The sequence below is a fragment of the Bacillus sp. 9.4 genome (assembly GCF_055486415.1).
The window spans coordinates 550,075-569,021 of record NZ_JBVFMU010000002.1 but is presented as its reverse complement, the minus strand read 5'-3'; the positions used below and the strand labels follow the sequence as shown (position 1 = coordinate 569,021).

The window sequence follows — 18,947 nt, the reverse complement described above, 5'->3', positions numbered from 1 at the left end:
TTGAAATCCCAAAGGGGAGTAGCGTCCGGAATGTATTCCGGAAACAAAGTCGTCATTTCATGGATTGTATCCATCGGCTTTGTTGGCATGCCTGAATTCATGTCTAGCAAGACCTTTGCCTTATGTCGGCAAAGGTCTTTTTTGCATGGTCCGGCCGGCATAAGATCGGATGAAGAGAAAGAAAACAACTTTTTTGGGAGGGTATCATTTATGGATGCAGCATTATTATTAGAGTATGGTTGGGTTCTTCTCGTCTTGATCGGGCTGGAAGGGATTTTAGCCGCCGATAACGCGCTGGTTATGGCGGTAATGGTAAAACATTTGCCGGAGGAAAAAAGAAAAAAAGCGTTATTTTATGGATTGGCAGGGGCTTTTGTTCTGCGATTTGGCTCTTTATTCGCCATTTCATTTTTGGTCAACGTATGGCAGGTTCAAGCGATTGGCGCGATCTATTTGCTGTATATCTCAGCAAGCCACTTATTGAAAAGATATGTATTTAAGAAAGAAGACACACATAAAGAGACAAAGCAAAGCGGTTTTTGGCCGACTGTTTTAAAAGTTGAACTGGCAGATATCGCGTTTGCTGTTGATTCCATCTTAGCAGCAGTAGCGCTGGCGGTTACACTTCCTGGGACATCACTCCCGAAGATCGGCGGACTTGACGGAGGACAATTTCTCGTCATTTTGGCCGGCGGTATCATCGGACTGGTGATCATGCGGTTTGCGGCTTCCATGTTTGTGAAGTTATTAAAGGAACGTCCAAGCCTAGAAACAGCAGCCTTTGTGATTGTCGGCTGGGTCGGAGTGAAGCTTGCTTTATATACGCTTGCCCATCGCGACATAGCGGTTGTTTCTGAGCACTTTATCCATTCTGGAACATGGAAGCTGATATTCTGGGTAGTCTTAGCAGCAATCGCGGTTTGCGGCTGGTTTATGTCAGGTGGGAAAAAACAGCCGGAGGGCGCACAAAACGAACAAAAAAACAGCACCCGTGAACGGGCGTAATCTGAAAGACTCTGCTTAAAAGCAGAGTCTTTTTGTGTTTGAAGCGTTTTCATAAGCGAAATAAAATAACATTTTTATAACATCTTTGTTACAAAAAACACGCATAAAACCCCCTTAATTCTATAGAAAGGCACGAAATCATGTATAGGACGTCAGAATGGTTTGTCATAATTGAGACATTGGAAATCAATATTTCTTTTTCTCCTTTGCGAATCCCTATCAAATTAGCTATCATTAATGAGTAGTTATAGGGAGGAACTGAGGTGAAACCAGTGCTTAGCCTTTTGTTTAAATTGGGAAAAAAGAAGCAAACACTTGAAAAAGCTGTTGAGAGTATACAAAAAGGCAATAAAGATCTGCAAAATGAATTAATACAGCAATATAAGCCATTTATCGCAAAGACGGTTTCATCCGTTTGTAAACGATATATAGATGAAAAAGACGATGAGTTCAGTATTGGACTGATCGCGTTTAATGAAGCTATAGAAAAATATTCACCTGAAAAAGGAAATTCTCTGCTCGCATTTGCTGAGCTTATTATAAAAAGAAAAGTCATTGATTACATTAGAAAAGAAGCCAGAAGCGCACAAAATATAAATATCGATTTACAGGAAGGAGACGATCAGGAGTCATCACAAAGCCTGATTGAAGCCGAGCTTTCCATAGATGAATACCGCCGTCAGATTGAACAGGAGCAGAGGCGGGAGGAAATCCTCTATTTTCAAAAGCAGCTCAAGGATTATGGTTTATCGTTTAAAGAACTGCTTGAAAATTCTCCAAAGCACACGGATGCAAGACAAAACGCCATAAAGGTGGCAATGACGCTTGTTGAACATGAAGAATTGGCCGCTATCCTGTATACAAAGAAGCAGCTTCCAGTCAAACAGCTTGAACAGCTTGTCTCTGTAAGCCGAAAAACGATTGAGAGAAACAGAAAATATATTATTGCGATGTGTATTATCATTACGGGTGATTATATTTATTTAAAAGATTATCTTAAAGGGGTGCTGCACTCATGAGAAGAGGGATTATAGTAGAGAAAAATAAAAAATTCGTCACGTTGCTGACCCCTGACGGACAATTTTTAAAAGCCAAAAATGATCGACACAGCTATGAAATCGGAGAAGAAATCATGCTTCCGAGTGAAACACGCATGGGCAGAAGGGCCAGCTTTTTTGATTTTTTTAAACTGCGCCCTTTCAAAATGGGGATTTTTACGATGACTGCTATTATGCTTTTTATTTTTATAGTTCTCCCCGTTTTTTCTAATAATAAGGCCTATGCGTATATGACAATCGATATCAATCCAAGCGTCGAAATGGCGTTAAACAGCGATTATGAAGTGATTGAACTGACGCCTCTAAACGATGAGGGACAGAAAGTCGTGAATGATATAGATGATTGGGAGAAGACTGATTTTAAAAAGGTGATTGACGATATTATAACCGACTGCAGTGAACACGGGTATGTAAAGAAATCGAAAGAAATATTGATTTCCACTGTTTATGAAAACACAGAAGACAATACATATAAAAAGGCTGTGAAAAAACAGCTGAATGATGTGACTGAAAAATATAAAACGACATACCGCATGGAATCTCTCGAGTCAGATATGCAAACGAGGGAAAAAGCGAAGAAAGAAGGCGTCTCAACAGGCAGCTACATCAAATCAAATGAAAAGAATGACAATAAAGATTTAAAAGATGACTCCAGCAAACCATCCGGGGAAGAGGATCAAAAGAGTGATGAAAATGAGGATGAAAACACCGATCAAACTGACACCCAGGACAGCAAGCAAGGAGATAATGAACAGCTGAATGATGCGGATTTCGGAGACCAGAAAGAAGATAAAGCGGATGACCAGATTGATGATAGTGACAAAGATAAAAAAATAAAGGAATCAGATGAAAACACAAATACCGAAAAAGATGGGGACCATGAGCAAACCCCAATACAAGATCCTCAAGATAAAGGAAATGAAAATAACGGCGCTGACAAGGGCCAAAGCCAATATCACAGGGACTGGAACAATGGTGAACAAGGCAAGAACCGTTCTTCGTCCAGAAGGGATAACGCTTCAGACCGACGTAATCCAAACGGCTACAGCAGTGATAATAATTCAGCTCAAAATGAAGATTCGCCGAGTGCCCCCGGCGAATAAAGACCTGAATTTATTTAGTTGTGCCATTTAATTGTGATTGTGCTTGCTGTACCAGCCGCTTTGTCATTTCTCCGCCTACAGAGCCGTTAGCGCGTGCGACTGTATCAGAACCAAGGTTCACACCGAATTCTTGAGCCACTTCGAGTTTAAATTGGTCTAGTGCCTGCTCCACCCCTGGAACAACGAGTTTATTTCTGCTCGCCATCTTTTTCATCTCCTTTTTCGATAAAGAAATTCTTAACGCGTATTTAGTTTGAAATATACGGGGTTTATTTATGCTGGCAATTGTTGTGGAGAAAAATAAAACCCCGGCCTCTGAGCCGGGGTGACGCAGACTATAGAATGTCTGCTGTCATTTTATGTGCGGTTGCCTGAATATGGAACGTCAAAATGGAGAGGACTGTAATGGCGATAATTTGTCTGATTTTAAGCCATTGGCTGTCATTCAGTTCTTCAAAACGGTGACGGAGACGCTCTGTCTCCTGTTCGGCGATCTCCTGCAGATTTGATTCTTTCATAGAAGGAGTATCTTGGTGATGGATGGCATCAAGCACATATGCACAGCTTTCATAATAAGCAATCGGGCTGATGACATCATCAGATCTGTCTGAGATTGTGTTAAAGGCCACTTTTAAAATAGCCCGTATGTGTTCAAAGTCATAAATGGATTTTAAATCACGTACAATTAAAAGAATAACTGCCTGTTCAACTGAGTATTTTTTGCCCAGCTCAGGGTGTCCGATCAGATCTTTGATATCACGCTTTACCCAGTTTTGAATCGCGGTTGACTTTAACGAAGTCAGCTCGCATAAGTTGCCAAGCTCTACGATTTCATTTGTAGAAAGACCGTATTCTTTTTTCCGTTTTTTTCGTACATATCTTGTAAGAAATTCAGGAATTTCTAGATGATTGGCTGCTTTTTCTGCTGACATGTTCGCTGATTGGACGAGAATGTCGAGCGGGCTATGTTCTCCTTGTCCTTTTAGGGAATAGAGCAGCCGCACCATATCGGTTCGAGAGAGTTTAAAAATGTTCATTGTTCACCTCTTTAAACAATTTGACGCGGATATAGGTCTATGTATAAGTTCAAAATTCAAGCGTCAGCAAATTACATTAACATCATACGTCGAATTCCTTGCATTTTCAAATGGATGTTTTATAATTTAAATATACGGGTTCTTTTGAACTTAAAATAACGGAGGTTGTTATGGCGAAAAGAATTTTTCTGTTTATTCTAACGAATATTTTGGTGCTTACAACAATCGGGATCGTTTTGTCTGTTTTAAGCTCTGTTACAGGAGTCGGGACGTACTTTACAGCTGATGGCGGTATCGATCCAATGGCGCTTCTTGTGTTCAGTTTAGTCGTTGGATTTGTCGGTTCCTTTACATCTCTTGCGATGTCCAGATGGATGGCAAAGACGATGATGGGCGTCAGAGTGCTGAATCCGAAAAAACACTCGCTCAGCTATGAGGAACAGCAATTGGTTGATCGTGTTCACAGATTAAGCCGCTCTGCCGGTTTAACGAAAATGCCGGAAGTCGGGATTTACCGTTCACCTGAAGTAAACGCGTTTGCGACTGGACCGTCAAAACGCCGTTCACTTGTCGCAGTATCGTCAGGGCTGCTGGAGCAGATGGATGACGCAGCGGTTGAAGGTGTGCTTGCCCACGAGGTCGCGCATATCACAAATGGTGATATGGTAACAATGACGCTTTTACAAGGTATCGTTAATACTTTTGTCGTCTTTTTATCGCGTATCGCCGCTTGGATAGCAAGCCGTTTTGTCAAAGAAGATCTAGCGCCGATCGTTCATTTTATTGCAATGATTATTTTTCAGATTGTCTTTTCGATACTTGGCAGCCTGGTTGTGTTTGCGTATTCACGCCATCGTGAATTCCATGCTGACAGGGGAGGAGCGGATCTTGCCGGCAAGGACAAGATGATTCATGCGCTGCGGACGCTTAAAAGCTATTCTTCCCGGATTATGGAAGACGATCAGACAGCTGTCCAAACGTTAAAGATTAATGGCAAGAAGCGCTCTTCACTTTTCTCTACTCACCCTGATTTAGATGAGCGAATCAGACGGCTGGAAGCTAAATAATACAAACACATTGTTCCTCTGAGAGAATTCTCAGAGGTTTTTTATTTTATCCATTGACTAAAATCATAAAAAAATAAGCAAGTTAAGAAAATGTTTCGTAAAAGCCTTTAAAAATGGACCTAATATCTTTAGAATAATTACCGTACTTAAAAAGAGAGGCAGAAGGATTTTACATGAGATTAAAGTTTGGAAAATTGATACAGGCCTTGTCACCGGCCCAGCTGATCGCATTATATTATTTTCTTGCAGTTACGGTGGCCGTTATATTGCTGAGTTTGCCGGCGGCCCATAAACCGGGGGCGGATTGGACGTTTATTGATGCGCTTTTTACAGCTGTCAGTTCAGTCAGCGTAACGGGGCTGACGGTTGTTGATACAGCTGATACATTCAGCACCATAGGCATTTTTATATTAGCATTTGTTCTGCAATTTGGCGGAATCGGAATTATGACGCTCGGAACGTTCATTTGGCTGATCATGGGAAAACGAATCGGGCTGAAAGAACGAAAACTGATTATGGTTGATCAAAACCAATCCCAGTTTTCAGGAATTGTCAATCTGATGAAGCAGGTTCTTTTTCTGATCTTGTGGATTGAATTTTTTGGCGGGCTGATACTCGGCACATATTTCTTAACCTACTATGACTCCTATCAGGAAGCTTATTTACACGGATTTTTTGCCAGTATCAGTGCAACGACAAATGGCGGATTTGATATTACCGGTAATTCGATGATTCCATTTCGCCACGATTACTTTGTGCAGTTTATTACAATGCTTTTAATTATATTTGGAGCGATTGGATTTCCCGTGCTTGTTGAAGTAAAGGATTTCCTGTTTTCAAAGCATCGGCGTTATCCATTTACGCTTTTTACAAAGATCACGACGATTACGTTCGGCTCACTTGTCTTGTTTGGAGCCATTGGCATCTTTGCCCTGGAAGCAAACCATGCGTTCGCAGGAAAATCATGGCATGATATTTTGTTTTTGTCCCTGTTTCAATCAACGGCAACCCGAAGCGGGGGGCTGGCAACAATCGATATCAGCCAATTATCAGATTCCACACTCTTTTTTATTTGTGCGCTGATGTTTATCGGAGCGTCGCCAAGCTCAGTTGGGGGAGGCATACGGACAACGACTTTTGCTTTGAACCTTCTTGCGCTGTTTCATTTTGCCCGCGGCAATAAGGCCGTAAAGGTATTCAAACGGGAGCTTCACCCTGCTGACTTGATGAAGTCGCTTGTTGTCACGATGATGGCGATCCTGCTCGTTTTTGGCGCGACACTCATTCTGACCATTACAGAAAAACATTCCCTGCTGGAGCTTTTGTTTGAAGTGTGCTCGGCATTCGGTACAACCGGTCTGTCGCTTGGAATTACGGCAGATTTGAGCAGTGTTGGAAAATGTGTCATTATGATTGTCATGTTTATCGGGCGAATCGGCATCCTGACCTTCCTGTATCTGATCGGAAGAAAGGAAATTGAAGCGAATTATCACTATCCGAAGGAAAGAGTGATTATCGGATAGGCAAAACACCGCATATTTTGCGGTGTTTTTTGATTGCCAAAAAAAAGATGTGTGCCTCCTGTTCAGTTGGAGAACCTAACTTCGACAGGTGCAATTTATGCTCCTGCATCTTGAAATGTCTGAAAACTGGCGAGGAGGATTCGTATGAAGCGCAAAGCTGAAGTGAATGAAGCCATTAAAAATAACAATACACCTACCGAGAGCATGGACCCCAATTCATATAAGACACAATATCATGACGACCCCAATTTTAGAGGGGCAAACCGCAATTCCAAACAGGGCCAGCAGGGAGGCATGTAATTGTGAAGAAAAACCGTCATAGCAGAGACATGCAAAATCATAAAAAGCCTATGAATAAAAAGGTGCTGGAGGAAGAATTCTCAAGTGAACTTGGGGATTACAATGCCGGAAAGATCATCGAAACGCTGGAAGTCACCAAGCCTGAAAAGAAAAAAGAAAAAAACAAAAAACAATAATAAAAAAGACCTCTTAGGCGGCGTCCGCTTAAGAGGTGCTTTTCTATTTTAAATAAGCATTTTTGCCCGTTCCTCTGACAAATTGCAATAAGCTGGTCATCCTCAGCTCAATGAAGGGCTGAGCGACTGTCTTAACAAAGTTGCTGGAGAGGACTGATGTCAGGGCTGCTGTTAAAAGCAAGAGGATCACTAAGCTTTGATAGTCAGTAAGCCAATCCTCAAGCCCGACCTGCCGCAATGTTTTAATAATAAACCCGTGAAGCAGATACACGTAAAATGTCCGGGTTCCCCATTTGGTAAAGAAATACCGTTTTTGCGGAACGAGCGCTAAAAAGCTGAAGGTTGCCGCAAAGGCGAGTACATACCAGCCGATTCGGGATAGTCCGCTTACCAGGGTAACGTCTCCAAATGAAGAATACGGTTTTGAACCAAACAGAAAAGAATAGTCAAAATCGATGCCCCAGCAGATGACGAATACTGCGGCAAGCACTCCGAGCGCAATTTGTTTGCCGCGTTTTGATCTCAATAAATCAAAATGATGTTTATTTAAATAAAAACCGACAAGGAACATCGGTAAGAATACGAATGTCCGTGACAAGCTCAGCGTGCTGCTGACAAAGTCCAGATAACCGATTAGCACGGCGATTCCGCAGCTGACAAACAGCGCCCACTGCTTTGAAAGCTTTGAAAAAGGATATAGGAGCAGGTTCCAAAAGAATAAGCTTACAAGAAACCATAACGACCATTGCGGATCAATCGGGTTCACATTTGCCATGCTTTCATCTTGCATAATGTAATAAAAGACGGAATAAATGATTTGGAAAATCAAATACGGAATAATCAGCTTGACCGCCAGCTTTTTTACATATCCCGCCCGTTTAAAGCCTTTCGCGAAATAACCGGATACAAGAATAAATGCAGGCATATGGAATGTGTAAATGAACTTGTAGAGGTAGAGCATAAAATGATTATCATTAATAAAGGAACGAAGGATATGACCGAATACAACAAGGAATATCAATAAAAATTTTGCGTTATCGAAATAACTGTCCCGCGATTTACTCATAGCATCACCTTCTCTTTCATCAGTCACTAAGAGATTATTCCCTGCTGGTACATATTTTAAAATAAAAGATGAAAAAGGAATCTAAAAAAATGCTGATTGTTAGGTCGATGTAAAGTGGCGGTAAGGATCGTAGAAAATGTCTTCGTAATGTAATGGCGCTGAAATTTTCTGAAATTTATAGGGCAAATGAAGGAAGTTCCCGCATTTTGTAGAAATATTGAGGGATAGGTTTTGAAGAAGGAGTGTACATGCATGGAAACTCTTGGTGTCCAGACAAACACGGAGCTGCGAGAGGAACTGAATCGCCTCAAAGAAGAAAACGCGCGACTGAAAAAGGAATTGAATCAGCATCAAGTGATTGTCAACAATACGCTCGATGCTATTTTTATTTGTGATAACGAAATGCGGATTGTTCAAGCAAATGAAGCAACAGAAAGGATGCTTCAAGTTGACTCGGAAGATTTGAAAAAGCGTTCTGTTTTGGATTTTTTGTTTTCAATCCCAAAGGATGAACTGAATCTTGCCGTAAAGAAGTTTTTTAAAAAAGGTTTTCTGTGGAAGGAGGTTCCGATCAGGCTTGATTGCGGGGCAACAAAATACATAGAGTTTCTGGCCAAAAGAGGCATTGGTGAGGATTTCTTTTTTGTTGTCATGAGGGACATATCTTCTAAGAAGATTCTGGAGCGGGAATTCTCTATGAATGAACAGCTTTTTAAGGACTTGTTTGACAGAGCAGTTGACGGAATCGTCCTGTTTGATAAAGATGGCGGTTTTATTGATGCCAATTTGTCCTTTTGTAAAAGCTTTGAAATCAATCATAATGAGCTGTCTCATTTATCTTTGTATGAGTTCATAGACAGCGGCTCACGAAAAGATTTTGACAATATATGGAAGGCTCTCAACCGCAAGGGAAAAGCGAAGGGGGAGCTGCCTGTCAAGCTTCGTTCAGGAGTTCAAAAACTATTTGAATTCACGATTACATCAAACATCATCAGCGGTTTTTATATGTCCATTATGAGGGATATCACAGAGAAGCGGTCTATGGAGCTGCAGCTCTTTAAAAGTGAGGAGCGCTTCAGAGAAATCTTTGAAAATGCGATGGACGCCATAATCATCTGGTCGAATGACGGAAGAATCGTAAAAGCGAATCAATCAGCCTGTAAAATTTTTGAGCTGCCGATGAATTTGCTGTTGAAAAGAAAGCTGTGTGATTTTCTCGTTGACTCGCAGCAAAAATACAGCATAACGAAAAGGAAATACGCAAAATACGGAGAGATCAGAGAAGAGCTGCTGTTTCAAATGGGGAACGGGCAGTTCAAAGAGCTTGAATTTACTTCAAAACGGACAATCCTTGAAAATCAGCATTTGACGATCTTAAGAAATGTAAGCGACAGAAAGCGGATGGAAAAAGAGCTTCGGGAAAGCGAGTTGAAATTCAGAAAAGTGTTCAACGGCTCAATGGACGGCAATGTATTGTTTGACAATCAATACAGGATCATCGACGCCAACCCATTAGCAAGCCATATTTTGGGCCTGTCACATGAAGAGATAAAACAGCACAGCCTGTTAGATATTATTTCTGCTTATGAAATAGAAAATTTGGCATCACCGGCAAGGCAGATTAATTTTGATGAAATGGACAACGAAATTCCATTTTTGCTGAGCAGCGGTGATAACAGAAAACTCGAATTCTCATTTAAACGGAATATTATTCAAAATATGAACTTGGCTATCTTTAAAGACGTAACAGAGCGAAAAGAATTGGAGGAACGCCTGCGCAAATCAGATACCCTTCATGTTGTCGGCGAACTCGCAGCCGGCATTGCTCATGAAATCAGAAATCCGATGACTGCTCTTAAAGGCTTCATTCAGCTTCTGAAAGGGAGTGTCGAGGGAGACTACGCCCTTTACTTCAACGTGATCACCTCAGAACTAAAGCGCATCGAATCCATCATCACCGAATTCTTGATTTTAGCCAAGCCCCAGGCCATTATGTATGAGGAAAAACATGTTACCCAAATTATGAGGGACACGATAGACCTTCTAAATGCGCAAGCCAATCTCAGCAATGTACAAATGCAACTTGATTTAATTGACGACATTCCCCCGATTTACTGTGAACCGAATCAGCTGAAACAGGTTTTTATCAATATATTAAAAAACGCCATCGAAGTGATGCCTGACGGCGGAAATATTTTTGTAACGATAAGGGCATTGGATCCAGATCATGTTCTTATCTCCTTAAAAGACGAGGGAATCGGAATGACAGAAGATAAATTAAAGCGCCTTGGTGAACCGTTTTATACGACAAAGGAACGGGGAACTGGACTTGGGCTTATGGTAAGCTATAAAATTATTGAAGAACATCAAGGCGAGATTATGGTAGAAAGTGAAGAAGGGAAGGGCACCGTTTTCCATATTACGCTTCCTGTCAGACAGAATGCTGAAGAAAGAAGGAATGATGAATGAACTACTATACGACAGCCGAAACGCCGCTCGGTGAACTTATCATTGCCGAAGAGGAGGACCGGATCACTCGTCTATTTCTCAGTCAGGAAGATTGGGTGGATTGGAAAGAAACGGTTCAGAATACTGAGCACATGGAAACACCTAATCTTGCAGAAGCGAAACAACAGCTTCAAGAATATTTCGCAGGCGAAAGGAAGACATTCACCCTGCCGCTCAGCCAAAAGGGCACTCCTTTTCAGCAAAAAGTGTGGCAGGCGCTGGAGAGGATTCCATATGGTGAATCCCGAAGCTATGCGGATATTGCCGCTGCGGTCGGCAGTCCGAAAGCGGTGCGCGCTGTCGGGCAGGCTAATAAACGTAACGACCTGCCGATTTTTGTCCCGTGCCACAGAGTGATCGGCAAAAACAGTGCGTTAACAGGATACGCTGGAAGCAAAACGGAGATCAAAGCATTTTTGCTAAACATCGAGCGAATCTCCTATAAAGAAAAATAAAACATATGGCACGTTCCCTTTTTTCACGGCCGACATATCATTTTATTAAGTTAAAAAAGTTGGTCTGATGAAAAAGGAGGACAAAGCAATTGAAGCCGAGCCGCTCTGAGAAACTTGCCGTTTTTGCCGAACTGTTTGTGAAACTGCATATCTTATCAAGCGCTCAAAAAGATGAAATCATCAATGTTAACAAAAAGAAACAAAAAAACCGCTGACTCGGCTCCAAATGAGCAAAGTCCAGCGGTTTTTTAATGCACCCTTTCTCCTCTAAACAGCTGTTCAATCTCTTCTTCATAGTTTCCGGTCATAATCCCTTTTTCTGTGATGATTCCTGAAATGAGATCATGAGGTGTAATGTCGAAAGCGGGATTAAAGACAGGCACATTGGATGGAGCGGTCCGAACTCCGGAAATCTGCCTGACTTCCTCGGGATCGCGTTCCTCTATCGGGATATCAGCGCCGCATTTGACCTTTGTATCAAATGTAGATAAAGGTGCGGCGACAAAAAACGGAATATCAAAGGCGTTTGCTAAAATAGCAAGACCGTATGTGCCGATTTTATTTGCCGTATCACCGTTCTTTGCAATTCGGTCGGCTCCGACGATAACAGCGGAAATTTGTTTTTCCTTCATCGTATGGGCAGCCATGCTGTCTGTGATCAGAGTGACATCAATGCCCCCCTGCATCAGCTCCCAAGCAGTAAGGCGTGAACCTTGCAGGACAGGCCTTGTTTCACAGGCATAAATGTGTAATCCCAAATCTTTTTGTTTGGCCAAGTAAAACGGAGCTAGCGCCGTTCCATAGCGGCTTGTCGCGATTGAGCCGGCATTGCAGATTGTCATGATCCTGTCGCCTTTTTTGAAAAGCTGCAGGGCGTTTTGGCCGATCAACCGGCACGTTTCCTCATCCTCGACCTGAATCTGAATTGCTTCATGGACAAGGTTTGTTTTTGCTTCATTTACGGAAATCGCGTTTTCGACCGAATGACTCAGTCTCTCAAGCGCCCATGACAAATTAATGGCGGTAGGCCGTGAGCTGTTTAAATATTGTTTGATGTCTTCCAGTCTGCGGCGGAATTCCGTGACATTATCTGTTTCAATGTTTTTGGCAGCAAGCGCTAGTCCGAAGGCAGCCGTAATGCCGATCGCCGGAGCGCCCCTTACTTTTAGCGTGACAATCGCATCAAATACATCCTCTTTCGTCGTCAGCTCTAAATATTCCGTCTCATCAGGAAGCTTTTGCTGATTTAAAATGGTAATAGCTGTTTCTTTCCATTCAACAGAACGTGGAACAGCAAATGAATGGGTCATGAATAGATCATTCCTTTACAAGTAACTTAAATAATTCAATAACATCTGTTATCGTTTTGAATTCCGAACGTTTTTCGATAAAGGCTGTGCCGGTTTCGAGCGCCAAGCGTTTTCTGCCGATTCGTTTATCAAACGGCACGATCGTATCCAGGTCAGCTACATGGGCAAGGCCGATCGTGCGTCGTATCAGCTCACAGCCCGCAAATCCGATTGCTTCTTCAAAAATATGGCTGAGCGTATCAGTGAGGTAACCGTCGATGTTGGCGTAAACATCCAGACTGTCCTTCCGCCAGGCTTCACTAAACGTCTCTTCAAACGTTTCCCAGACCTGGTTGACATGTTCATATAACGGCTCTCTGTCAGCCCCGTCACGGCTGAGTGCGTTCAAAAATAAGTTGGCGATAAATTGCCCTACATCAAAGCCGATCGGTCCGTAAAAAGCAAACTCAGGATCAATCACCTTTGTTTCGTGCTCACTTGCGAAAATGCTTCCTGTATGCAAATCACCATGAATCAACGTTTCTGCAGACGTTAAAAATGACTTTTTCAGCTTAGCGGCTTCGATTTTAACGCTGTCATTATTCCAAAGCTTTTCGACAAAAGGACGAAGCTCTTCTTCAAAATCATTTGTGTCATGGTCGAAGAAAGGATCTGTAAAAACAAGTCTTTCCGTAATGTCGCATAGCTCTGGATTTGTAAACTGTTTAACAAGCTGTTTTTTCACCTTAGGTTCAAGCGCGTAATCTGATGAGTAGAAAAGTGTTTTTCCTAAAAATTCACCGATGTGCTGCGACAGATGAGGATAGTTTTCACCCTCAATGAGTCCTTTTCTTGCGATCTTGAGGTGAGAGAGATCCTCCATGACGGTAACCGCCATTTCCGTATCAGAATAAAACACTCTTGGAACCAGGTGAGGCACATGCTCGCCCTGACGGATGAGAGCGCTGCTTTCGATTCTTGCACGGTCGATTGTCAGCGGCCAGCTTTCTCCCACCACTTTTGCATACGGAACCGCCTGTTTAATGATCAATGCTCTGTCATGTTCTTGATCATAAATATGAAAAACGTAATTTAAGTTGCCGTCTCCGATCTCCTGGCATGTCAGCGTGCTTTTGCTTGGAAATAGGCCAAGCTTCACCGCCAACGCCACAGCGGAGCTTTCATTTAACGTTTCGTATAAAGGTGTTTTTGTGACTCCCATCATCATAACCTCCAATTATGTAATCACTTAATATGTGGCCGTAAAAAAGCCTCCTTCTCAGAGAGAAGGAGGCTTAACATCTATGTCCGCCTCTCTTATCTCTCAGATCAGATCTGAATGGAATTAGCACCGTGCCTTAAGAGACCAGCGTCTCGGCGCGAAAAAGATGCGCCCCATTTCACAATGGAATTACGGTCGGTTGCTGTTGGGGTCAAAAGGCCAAATCCCTCGCCCAACTCTCGATAAGAGAATATATTCACTTGTTTGACAATTCTAATTTATCAGTTGATGAACATGCTAACAGGTAATTTAGTTAGTTGTCAATATATTTTTTAATATAAATCTTTTCTGATATCATCGAAAACAGGAATGCTCTCCCGAACTTCTGCGCTTTCTTGAAGGTCGATTTCCGCTCGGACTATGCCTTCTTCCCGGCCGCCTTCAGCAAGTACACGCCCCCATGGATCAATAATCAGGCTATGTCCTGCAAATTCATTATCCGGATTTGAACCGGTACAATTGCAGGCTGCGACAAAGCATTGGTTTTCAATGGCCCGCGCAATAAGCAGGCTTTTCCAATGATCAAGGCGGGGAAGAGGCCATTCCGCAGAAATAAACAGCACGTTGGCGCCTTTTGTCGTATGTTTTCTGATCCATTCCGGAAAACGGATATCGTAACAGATCAATCCTGAGCTTTTGACGCCGTCAAGCTCAAAGTATCCGTCTTCGGAACCGGCTGATAAATACAGATGCTCATCCATCAGCTGAAAAAGATGGGCTTTTCTGTACTCTTTAATGATTTGCCCTTCCTTATCCGCGATGTACATTGTATTATAAACATCAGAATTCTTTCTGACAGCGACCGATCCGGCGACAATATGAACACCATGTTTTTTTGCCGTTTTCTTCAGCCAGCTCTGAGCGGAGCGGCCGTCTTCATCAGCGAGTTCATCAAGATTGGCCAGATCATATCCGGTCGTCCATAATTCAGGCAGAACAAGAACATCAGCATGTTTGCTTTCTTTTTCGATGAAAAATTCAGCTTTTTTTATATTTTCCGAAGGTTTTCCGTATGAAATATCAAATTGAAGACAAGATATCGTCCATTTCATCTTTTTAACACCCCAAATTTTTCTTTACTTTTTTCATTTAACCATATATGATGATGGACTATCATTTCAAGATTTTTTTAGAAGGTGAGAATAGATGAAATTTGAACAGTCTCATGTATTGAAGGAATTGCCTAAACAATTCTTCGCTTCTCTGGTGCAGAAAGTGAACCGAAAGCTCGCAGAAGGACATGACGTTATCAATCTGGGACAGGGAAATCCAGATCAGCCGACTCCTGAACATATTGTTGAGGAGATGAAACGAGCTGTTGCTGATCCTGAGAATCATAAATATTCGTCTTTTCGCGGCTCATACCGTCTGAAGTCAGCGGCTGCTGCATTTTACAAAAGAGAATACGGCATTGATCTGGATCCGGAAACCGAAGTCGCTGTATTATTCGGCGGAAAAGCGGGTCTAGTCGAGCTCCCGCAATGCTTGTTGAATCCTGGTGATACGATTTTAGTTCCCGATCCGGGTTATCCTGATTACTGGTCGGGTGTCACACTTGCAAAAGCAAAGATGGAAATGATGCCGCTCGTAAAGGACAGGGCGTTTCTCCCTGATTACAGCAGCATAACCGCTGAAGTAAGGGAACAGGCGAAATTGATGTATTTGAATTATCCGAATAATCCGACTGGAGCTGTTGCTACTTCCGAGTTCTTTGAAGATACCGTGCGTTTTGCGGCTGAAAACGGAATCTGCGTCGTTCACGATTTTGCTTACGGCGCTGTAGGATTTGACGGCTGCAAGCCTTTCAGCTTTTTGCAGACTGAAGGTGCGAAGGATATCGGAATTGAAATTTACACGCTGTCAAAAACGTATAATATGGCAGGATGGCGGGTTGGCTTTGCCGTCGGAAACGCTTCGGTCATTGAAGCGATCAATCTTTATCAAGACCATATGTTTGTCAGTCTTTTCGGAGCAACTCAGGAGGCTGCAGCAGAGGCACTGTTAGCCGATCAGACGTGTGTGGCAGAGCAAAATGCCAGATATGAGAGCAGGAGAAACGCTTGGATCACGGCATGCCGGGAAATCGGCTGGGATGTAACAGCTCCCGCAGGTTCTTTTTTTGCATGGCTGCCTGTGCCTGAAGGCTATACTTCTGAGCAGTTCTCAGATCTTTTGCTGGAAAAAGCGAATGTAGCGGTTGCGGCTGGAAACGGCTTCGGTGAATATGGCGAGGGCTACGTCAGAGTCGGACTTTTAACAAGTGAAGAAAGACTTAAGGAAGCCGCTTATCGAATTGGCAAACTGAACCTGTTTACCCAAAAAAGCATTGACAAGACCTTATAACGATGGGATAATTCAAAATAATTTATAAAATCTATATTTTCTTATCAAGAGCAGGCAGAGGGACGAGCCCGATGAAGCCCGGCAACCGACTTATAAAGCACGGTGCTAATTCTTGCAGCTGGCGGCTGAGAGATAAGATTCGGACGAGAAACGAAACCTCTTTAGACGCGATTGCAGTTTGAAGAGGTTTTTTGATATGGATGAAAATGAAAGGAGCTCTGGCATGAGTGAGTTATTAGCGACATATCTCCTGACCGAACCGGGAGCCGATACAGAGAAGAAAGCAGAACAAATCGCAACAGGATTGACAGTAGGCTCCTGGACTGATCTGCCCCTTGTAAAACAGGAGCAAATGCAAAAGCACAAGGGGCGGGTGATAAAAGTTGAGGAGAGAGAGGGAACTGCTGCATCAGAAAAACAAGCGGTCATCACAATTGCCTATCCTGAAATCAATTTCTCTCAGGATATTCCGACTTTGCTGACAACAGTGTTTGGCAAGCTGTCCCTAGACGGAAAAATCAAATTAATCGATCTTCACTTCTCTGAAGCATTTAAGCGTGCACTGCCGGGACCGAAGTTTGGCGTATACGGCATCCGGAAGCTGCTGGGAGAGTTTGAGAGACCGCTGTTAATGAGCATATTTAAAGGCGTAATCGGAAGGGACCTGAGTGATATTAAAGAACAGCTCCGGCAGCAGGCGCTTGGCGGAGTTGACTTGATTAAAGACGATGAAATTTTCTTTGAGACTGGTCTAGCGCCTTTTGAAACAAGAATTGCAGAAGGAAAGCAAATATTGAAAGAAACGTATGAACAAACTGGACATAAAACGCTGTATGCGGTGAATTTGACCGGACGTACGGCTGATCTGAAAGACAAAGCGAGACGCGCCGCCGAGTTGGGAGCGGATGCGCTTTTGTTTAATGTCTTCGCTTACGGCTTGGACGTTATGCAAGGCCTTGCGGAAGATCCTGAAATCCCAGTTCCGATTATGGCGCATCCAGCAGTGAGCGGAGCGTTTACGTCTTCTCCGTTTTACGGTTTTTCTCACGCTCTTTTACTCGGAAAATTAAACCGATATTGCGGTGCTGACTTCAGCCTCTTTCCGTCTCCATATGGTTCGGTTGCGCTTCCAAGAGCAGATGCACTGGCGATTCATGAAGAATGTGTGAGAGAGGATGCTTTTAACCAAACATTTGCTGTTCCGTCAGCAGGCATTCATCCCGGCATGGTTCCGCTATTAATGCGTGATTTCGGCATAGACCACATTATTAACGCCGGAGGAGGCGTACATGGACATCCGAACGGTGCCCAAGGCGGGGGGCGAGCGTTCAGAGCCATTATTGATGCGGTCCTAGAGGCCCAGCCGATTGATGAAAAAGCCGAACAATGCAAGGATCTTAAGCTTGCGCTAGATAAATGGGGAAAGGTTGAAGCCGTATGACGACTCGAAAACCTTTTATTATTTGTGATTTTGACGGAACAATCACGATGAACGACAACATTATAAATATCATGAAAACATTTGCTCCCCCAGAGTGGGTGGCATTAAAAGACGGCGTACTTTCCAAAACGCTGTCGATCAAGGAAGGTGTCGGGCGGATGTTCGGCCTTCTGCCCAGCCGTTTAAAAGAAGAGATTACAAGTTTTGTATTGGAAGATGCAAAAATCAGGGAAGGCTTTCGGGAATTTGTAGCATTTATCAATGAGCACGAGATTCCGTTTTATGTCATAAGCGGTGGAATGGACTTTTTTGTATATCCTTTGCTTGAAGGCATTGTGGAGAAAGACCGCATTTATTGCAACCATGCTTCATTTGACAATGACTATATCCATATTGACTGGCCTCATTCCTGCAAGGGCACATGCAGCAATCAATGCGGGTGCTGTAAGCCGTCGGTCATCCATGAACTTTCTGAACCGAACCAATATATCATCATGATCGGTGATTCGGTTACAGATGTGGAGGCAGCAAAGCTGTCTGACCTATGCTTTGCAAGGGATTATTTATTAAACGAATGTCGGGAGCAAAACCTCAATCATCTTCCGTATCAAGATTTTTATGAGATCAGAAAGGAAATTGAGAATGTAAAGGAGGTACAGGAATGGCTGCAAAACAAGAACGCTGGCGAGAGCTCGCTGAAGTAAAACGGGAATTGGCAGAGAGAGATTGGTTTCCGGCGACTAGCGGTAATCTGTCAATTAAGGTTACAGATGAGCCTTTAACATTTCTCGTCACTGCAAGCGGAAAAGATAAACGTAAAGAGACGGTTGAAGATTTTCTGCTGGTTGATCAAAACGGAGAGCCTGCTGAAAGCGGGCATTCTCTGAAACCGTCAGCAGAAACGCTTTTGCATACACATTTGTACAATAAAACCAATGCCGGATGCTGCCTGCATGTCCATACGGTAAACAATAATGTGATTTCAGAGTTATACGGAGACCAAAAGAAAATCACATTCAAAGGCCAGGAAATTATAAAAGCACTCGGCTTGTGGGAAGAGAACGCAGAAGTGACCATTCCGATTATAGAAAATCCGGCACATATCCCGACGCTTGCGGTACTGTTTGCGGAAGAGATTTCAGAAGATTCAGGAGCTGTTCTGATCCGAAATCATGGTATTACGGCTTGGGGGAGAACAGCATTTGAGGCAAAAAGAGTGCTTGAAGCGTATGAATTTTTGTTTAGCTACCATTTGAAATTGAAAACACTCCAGCATCAGCTGGTTAAATAAAAG

The 18,947-nt window shown here is 42.9% G+C and carries 20 protein-coding genes and 3 riboswitches; of the genes, 14 read left to right on the top strand and 6 right to left on the bottom strand.

Annotated elements, in window-relative coordinates:
* The first annotated feature begins 1 nt into the window (after position 1).
* A riboswitch (yybP-ykoY riboswitch) is annotated at positions 2-105 on the top strand.
* 105 nt (positions 106-210) lie between these two features.
* The 3 genes from ACZ07B_RS09420 to rsgI all read left to right on the top strand — a co-directional run bounded on the left by ACZ07B_RS09420 (position 211) and on the right by rsgI (position 3,166).
* Entirely contained in the window at positions 211-1,005 is a 795-nt protein-coding gene (locus ACZ07B_RS09420; RefSeq protein ID WP_418910463.1) for a TerC family protein, read from the top strand.
* 263 nt (positions 1,006-1,268) lie between these two features.
* Positions 1,269-2,024 (top strand): RNA polymerase sigma factor SigI, encoded by a 756-nt coding sequence (sigI, locus tag ACZ07B_RS09415; protein WP_003245855.1) that lies wholly within the window; start codon positions 1,269-1,271, stop codon positions 2,022-2,024.
* Complete coding sequence (gene rsgI / locus ACZ07B_RS09410) at positions 2,021-3,166, top strand: anti-sigma-I factor RsgI family protein (protein WP_216999339.1); 1,146 nt, start codon at positions 2,021-2,023, stop codon at positions 3,164-3,166. The genes sigI and rsgI overlap by 4 nt, the downstream gene beginning before the upstream one ends.
* A 10-nt stretch (positions 3,167-3,176) precedes the next feature.
* On the opposite strand, the gene sspD is transcribed toward rsgI, so the two are convergent.
* Both sspD and htpK read right to left on the bottom strand, forming a co-directional pair.
* Complete coding sequence (sspD, locus tag ACZ07B_RS09405) at positions 3,177-3,371, bottom strand: acid-soluble spore protein SspD (protein ID WP_003218568.1); 195 nt, start codon at positions 3,369-3,371, stop codon at positions 3,177-3,179.
* 130 nt (positions 3,372-3,501) lie between these two features.
* Complete coding sequence (gene htpK / locus ACZ07B_RS09400; protein ID WP_464877127.1) at positions 3,502-4,203, bottom strand: transcriptional regulator HtpK; 702 nt, start codon at positions 4,201-4,203, stop codon at positions 3,502-3,504.
* A 170-nt stretch (positions 4,204-4,373) separates the two neighbouring features.
* Between htpK and htpX the strand changes: the two genes are divergently transcribed.
* The 4 genes from htpX to ACZ07B_RS09380 all read left to right on the top strand — a co-directional run bounded on the left by htpX (position 4,374) and on the right by ACZ07B_RS09380 (position 7,269).
* Positions 4,374-5,270 (top strand): protease HtpX, encoded by an 897-nt coding sequence (gene htpX / locus ACZ07B_RS09395; protein WP_003232513.1) that lies wholly within the window; start codon positions 4,374-4,376, stop codon positions 5,268-5,270.
* Positions 5,271-5,443: 173 nt separating this feature from the next.
* The gene (gene ktrD / locus ACZ07B_RS09390) at positions 5,444-6,793 is read left to right on the top strand and encodes a Ktr system potassium transporter KtrD (protein WP_003244672.1); all 1,350 of its coding nucleotides are present in this window, start codon (positions 5,444-5,446) and stop codon (positions 6,791-6,793) included.
* A 144-nt stretch (positions 6,794-6,937) separates the two neighbouring features.
* A complete protein-coding gene (locus ACZ07B_RS09385) occupies positions 6,938-7,093 on the top strand; it encodes a hypothetical protein (RefSeq protein ID WP_003232510.1) in 156 nt (51 codons plus the stop codon).
* Positions 7,094-7,095: 2 nt separating this feature from the next.
* Positions 7,096-7,269 (top strand): hypothetical protein, encoded by a 174-nt coding sequence (locus ACZ07B_RS09380; RefSeq protein WP_216999334.1) that lies wholly within the window; start codon positions 7,096-7,098, stop codon positions 7,267-7,269.
* 43 nt (positions 7,270-7,312) lie between these two features.
* On the opposite strand, the gene ACZ07B_RS09375 is transcribed toward ACZ07B_RS09380, so the two are convergent.
* Positions 7,313-8,335 (bottom strand): acyltransferase family protein, encoded by a 1,023-nt coding sequence (locus tag ACZ07B_RS09375; protein WP_153255971.1) that lies wholly within the window; start codon positions 8,333-8,335, stop codon positions 7,313-7,315.
* Positions 8,336-8,587: 252 nt separating this feature from the next.
* Here ACZ07B_RS09375 and kinE point away from each other — a divergent pair, with 252 nt between their 5' ends.
* The 3 genes from kinE to ACZ07B_RS09360 all read left to right on the top strand — a co-directional run bounded on the left by kinE (position 8,588) and on the right by ACZ07B_RS09360 (position 11,513).
* A complete protein-coding gene (gene kinE / locus ACZ07B_RS09370) occupies positions 8,588-10,804 on the top strand; it encodes a PAS domain-containing sensor histidine kinase (RefSeq protein ID WP_216999332.1) in 2,217 nt (738 codons plus the stop codon).
* Positions 10,801-11,298: a methylated-DNA--protein-cysteine methyltransferase gene (gene ogt / locus ACZ07B_RS09365; protein ID WP_070548878.1), complete on the top strand. Its 498-nt coding sequence runs from the start codon at positions 10,801-10,803 to the stop codon at positions 11,296-11,298. Before kinE ends, ogt begins: the two co-directional genes overlap by 4 nt.
* 89 nt (positions 11,299-11,387) lie before the next feature.
* Positions 11,388-11,513, top strand: coding sequence for a hypothetical protein (locus ACZ07B_RS09360; RefSeq protein ID WP_003232500.1), 126 nt, complete (start codon positions 11,388-11,390; stop codon positions 11,511-11,513).
* A gap of 33 nt (positions 11,514-11,546) precedes the next feature.
* Here the strand turns inward: ACZ07B_RS09360 and mtnA are convergent, their stop codons facing one another.
* The 3 genes from mtnA to ACZ07B_RS09345 form a co-directional block, all read right to left on the bottom strand.
* Positions 11,547-12,608, bottom strand: a complete 1,062-nt coding sequence (gene mtnA, locus ACZ07B_RS09355) for an S-methyl-5-thioribose-1-phosphate isomerase (protein WP_464877126.1) — start codon at positions 12,606-12,608, stop codon at positions 11,547-11,549.
* 7 nt (positions 12,609-12,615) lie between these two features.
* Complete coding sequence (mtnK, locus tag ACZ07B_RS09350; protein WP_021479416.1) at positions 12,616-13,809, bottom strand: S-methyl-5-thioribose kinase; 1,194 nt, start codon at positions 13,807-13,809, stop codon at positions 12,616-12,618.
* Positions 13,810-13,901: 92 nt separating this feature from the next.
* Positions 13,902-14,058, bottom strand: a riboswitch (SAM riboswitch).
* 83 nt (positions 14,059-14,141) lie between these two features.
* Entirely contained in the window at positions 14,142-14,921 is a 780-nt protein-coding gene (locus ACZ07B_RS09345; protein WP_003232495.1) for a carbon-nitrogen family hydrolase, read from the bottom strand.
* 94 nt (positions 14,922-15,015) lie between these two features.
* Between ACZ07B_RS09345 and mtnE the strand changes: the two genes are divergently transcribed.
* The 4 genes from mtnE (at position 15,016) to ACZ07B_RS09325 (ending at position 18,944) form a co-directional block, all read left to right on the top strand.
* Positions 15,016-16,212, top strand: a complete 1,197-nt coding sequence (gene mtnE / locus ACZ07B_RS09340; protein WP_464877125.1) for a methionine-glutamine aminotransferase — start codon at positions 15,016-15,018, stop codon at positions 16,210-16,212.
* 38 nt (positions 16,213-16,250) lie between these two features.
* A riboswitch (SAM riboswitch) is annotated at positions 16,251-16,351 on the top strand.
* Positions 16,352-16,435: 84 nt separating this feature from the next.
* On the top strand, positions 16,436-17,653 hold the full coding sequence (mtnW, locus tag ACZ07B_RS09335) for a 2,3-diketo-5-methylthiopentyl-1-phosphate enolase (RefSeq protein ID WP_464877124.1): 1,218 nt from the start codon (positions 16,436-16,438) through the stop codon (positions 17,651-17,653).
* Complete coding sequence (mtnX, locus tag ACZ07B_RS09330; RefSeq protein ID WP_003232486.1) at positions 17,650-18,357, top strand: 2-hydroxy-3-keto-5-methylthiopentenyl-1-phosphate phosphatase; 708 nt, start codon at positions 17,650-17,652, stop codon at positions 18,355-18,357. Before mtnW ends, mtnX begins: the two co-directional genes overlap by 4 nt.
* A complete protein-coding gene (locus ACZ07B_RS09325; RefSeq protein ID WP_464877123.1) occupies positions 18,315-18,944 on the top strand; it encodes a methylthioribulose 1-phosphate dehydratase in 630 nt (209 codons plus the stop codon). Before mtnX ends, ACZ07B_RS09325 begins: the two co-directional genes overlap by 43 nt.
* The last annotated feature ends 3 nt before the right edge of the window (positions 18,945-18,947 follow it).

Coding starts and splice junctions, on each gene's coding strand:
- ACZ07B_RS09420 (WP_418910463.1), top strand. CDS start 211: ATGGATGCAGCATTATTATTAGAGTATGGTTGGGTTCTTCTCGTCTTG.
- rsgI (WP_216999339.1), top strand. CDS start 2,021: ATGAGAAGAGGGATTATAGTAGAGAAAAATAAAAAATTCGTCACGTTG.
- sspD (WP_003218568.1), bottom strand. CDS start 3,371: ATGGCGAGCAGAAATAAACTCGTTGTTCCAGGGGTGGAGCAGGCACTA.
- htpK (WP_464877127.1), bottom strand. CDS start 4,203: ATGAACATTTTTAAACTCTCTCGAACCGATATGGTGCGGCTGCTCTAT.
- htpX (WP_003232513.1), top strand. CDS start 4,374: ATGGCGAAAAGAATTTTTCTGTTTATTCTAACGAATATTTTGGTGCTT.
- ktrD (WP_003244672.1), top strand. CDS start 5,444: ATGAGATTAAAGTTTGGAAAATTGATACAGGCCTTGTCACCGGCCCAG.
- ACZ07B_RS09385 (WP_003232510.1), top strand. CDS start 6,938: ATGAAGCGCAAAGCTGAAGTGAATGAAGCCATTAAAAATAACAATACA.
- ACZ07B_RS09375 (WP_153255971.1), bottom strand. CDS start 8,335: ATGAGTAAATCGCGGGACAGTTATTTCGATAACGCAAAATTTTTATTG.
- kinE (WP_216999332.1), top strand. CDS start 8,588: ATGGAAACTCTTGGTGTCCAGACAAACACGGAGCTGCGAGAGGAACTG.
- ogt (WP_070548878.1), top strand. CDS start 10,801: ATGAACTACTATACGACAGCCGAAACGCCGCTCGGTGAACTTATCATT.
- mtnA (WP_464877126.1), bottom strand. CDS start 12,608: ATGACCCATTCATTTGCTGTTCCACGTTCTGTTGAATGGAAAGAAACA.
- mtnK (WP_021479416.1), bottom strand. CDS start 13,809: ATGGGAGTCACAAAAACACCTTTATACGAAACGTTAAATGAAAGCTCC.
- ACZ07B_RS09345 (WP_003232495.1), bottom strand. CDS start 14,921: ATGAAATGGACGATATCTTGTCTTCAATTTGATATTTCATACGGAAAA.
- mtnE (WP_464877125.1), top strand. CDS start 15,016: ATGAAATTTGAACAGTCTCATGTATTGAAGGAATTGCCTAAACAATTC.
- mtnW (WP_464877124.1), top strand. CDS start 16,436: ATGAGTGAGTTATTAGCGACATATCTCCTGACCGAACCGGGAGCCGAT.
- mtnX (WP_003232486.1), top strand. CDS start 17,650: ATGACGACTCGAAAACCTTTTATTATTTGTGATTTTGACGGAACAATC.
- ACZ07B_RS09325 (WP_464877123.1), top strand. CDS start 18,315: ATGGCTGCAAAACAAGAACGCTGGCGAGAGCTCGCTGAAGTAAAACGG.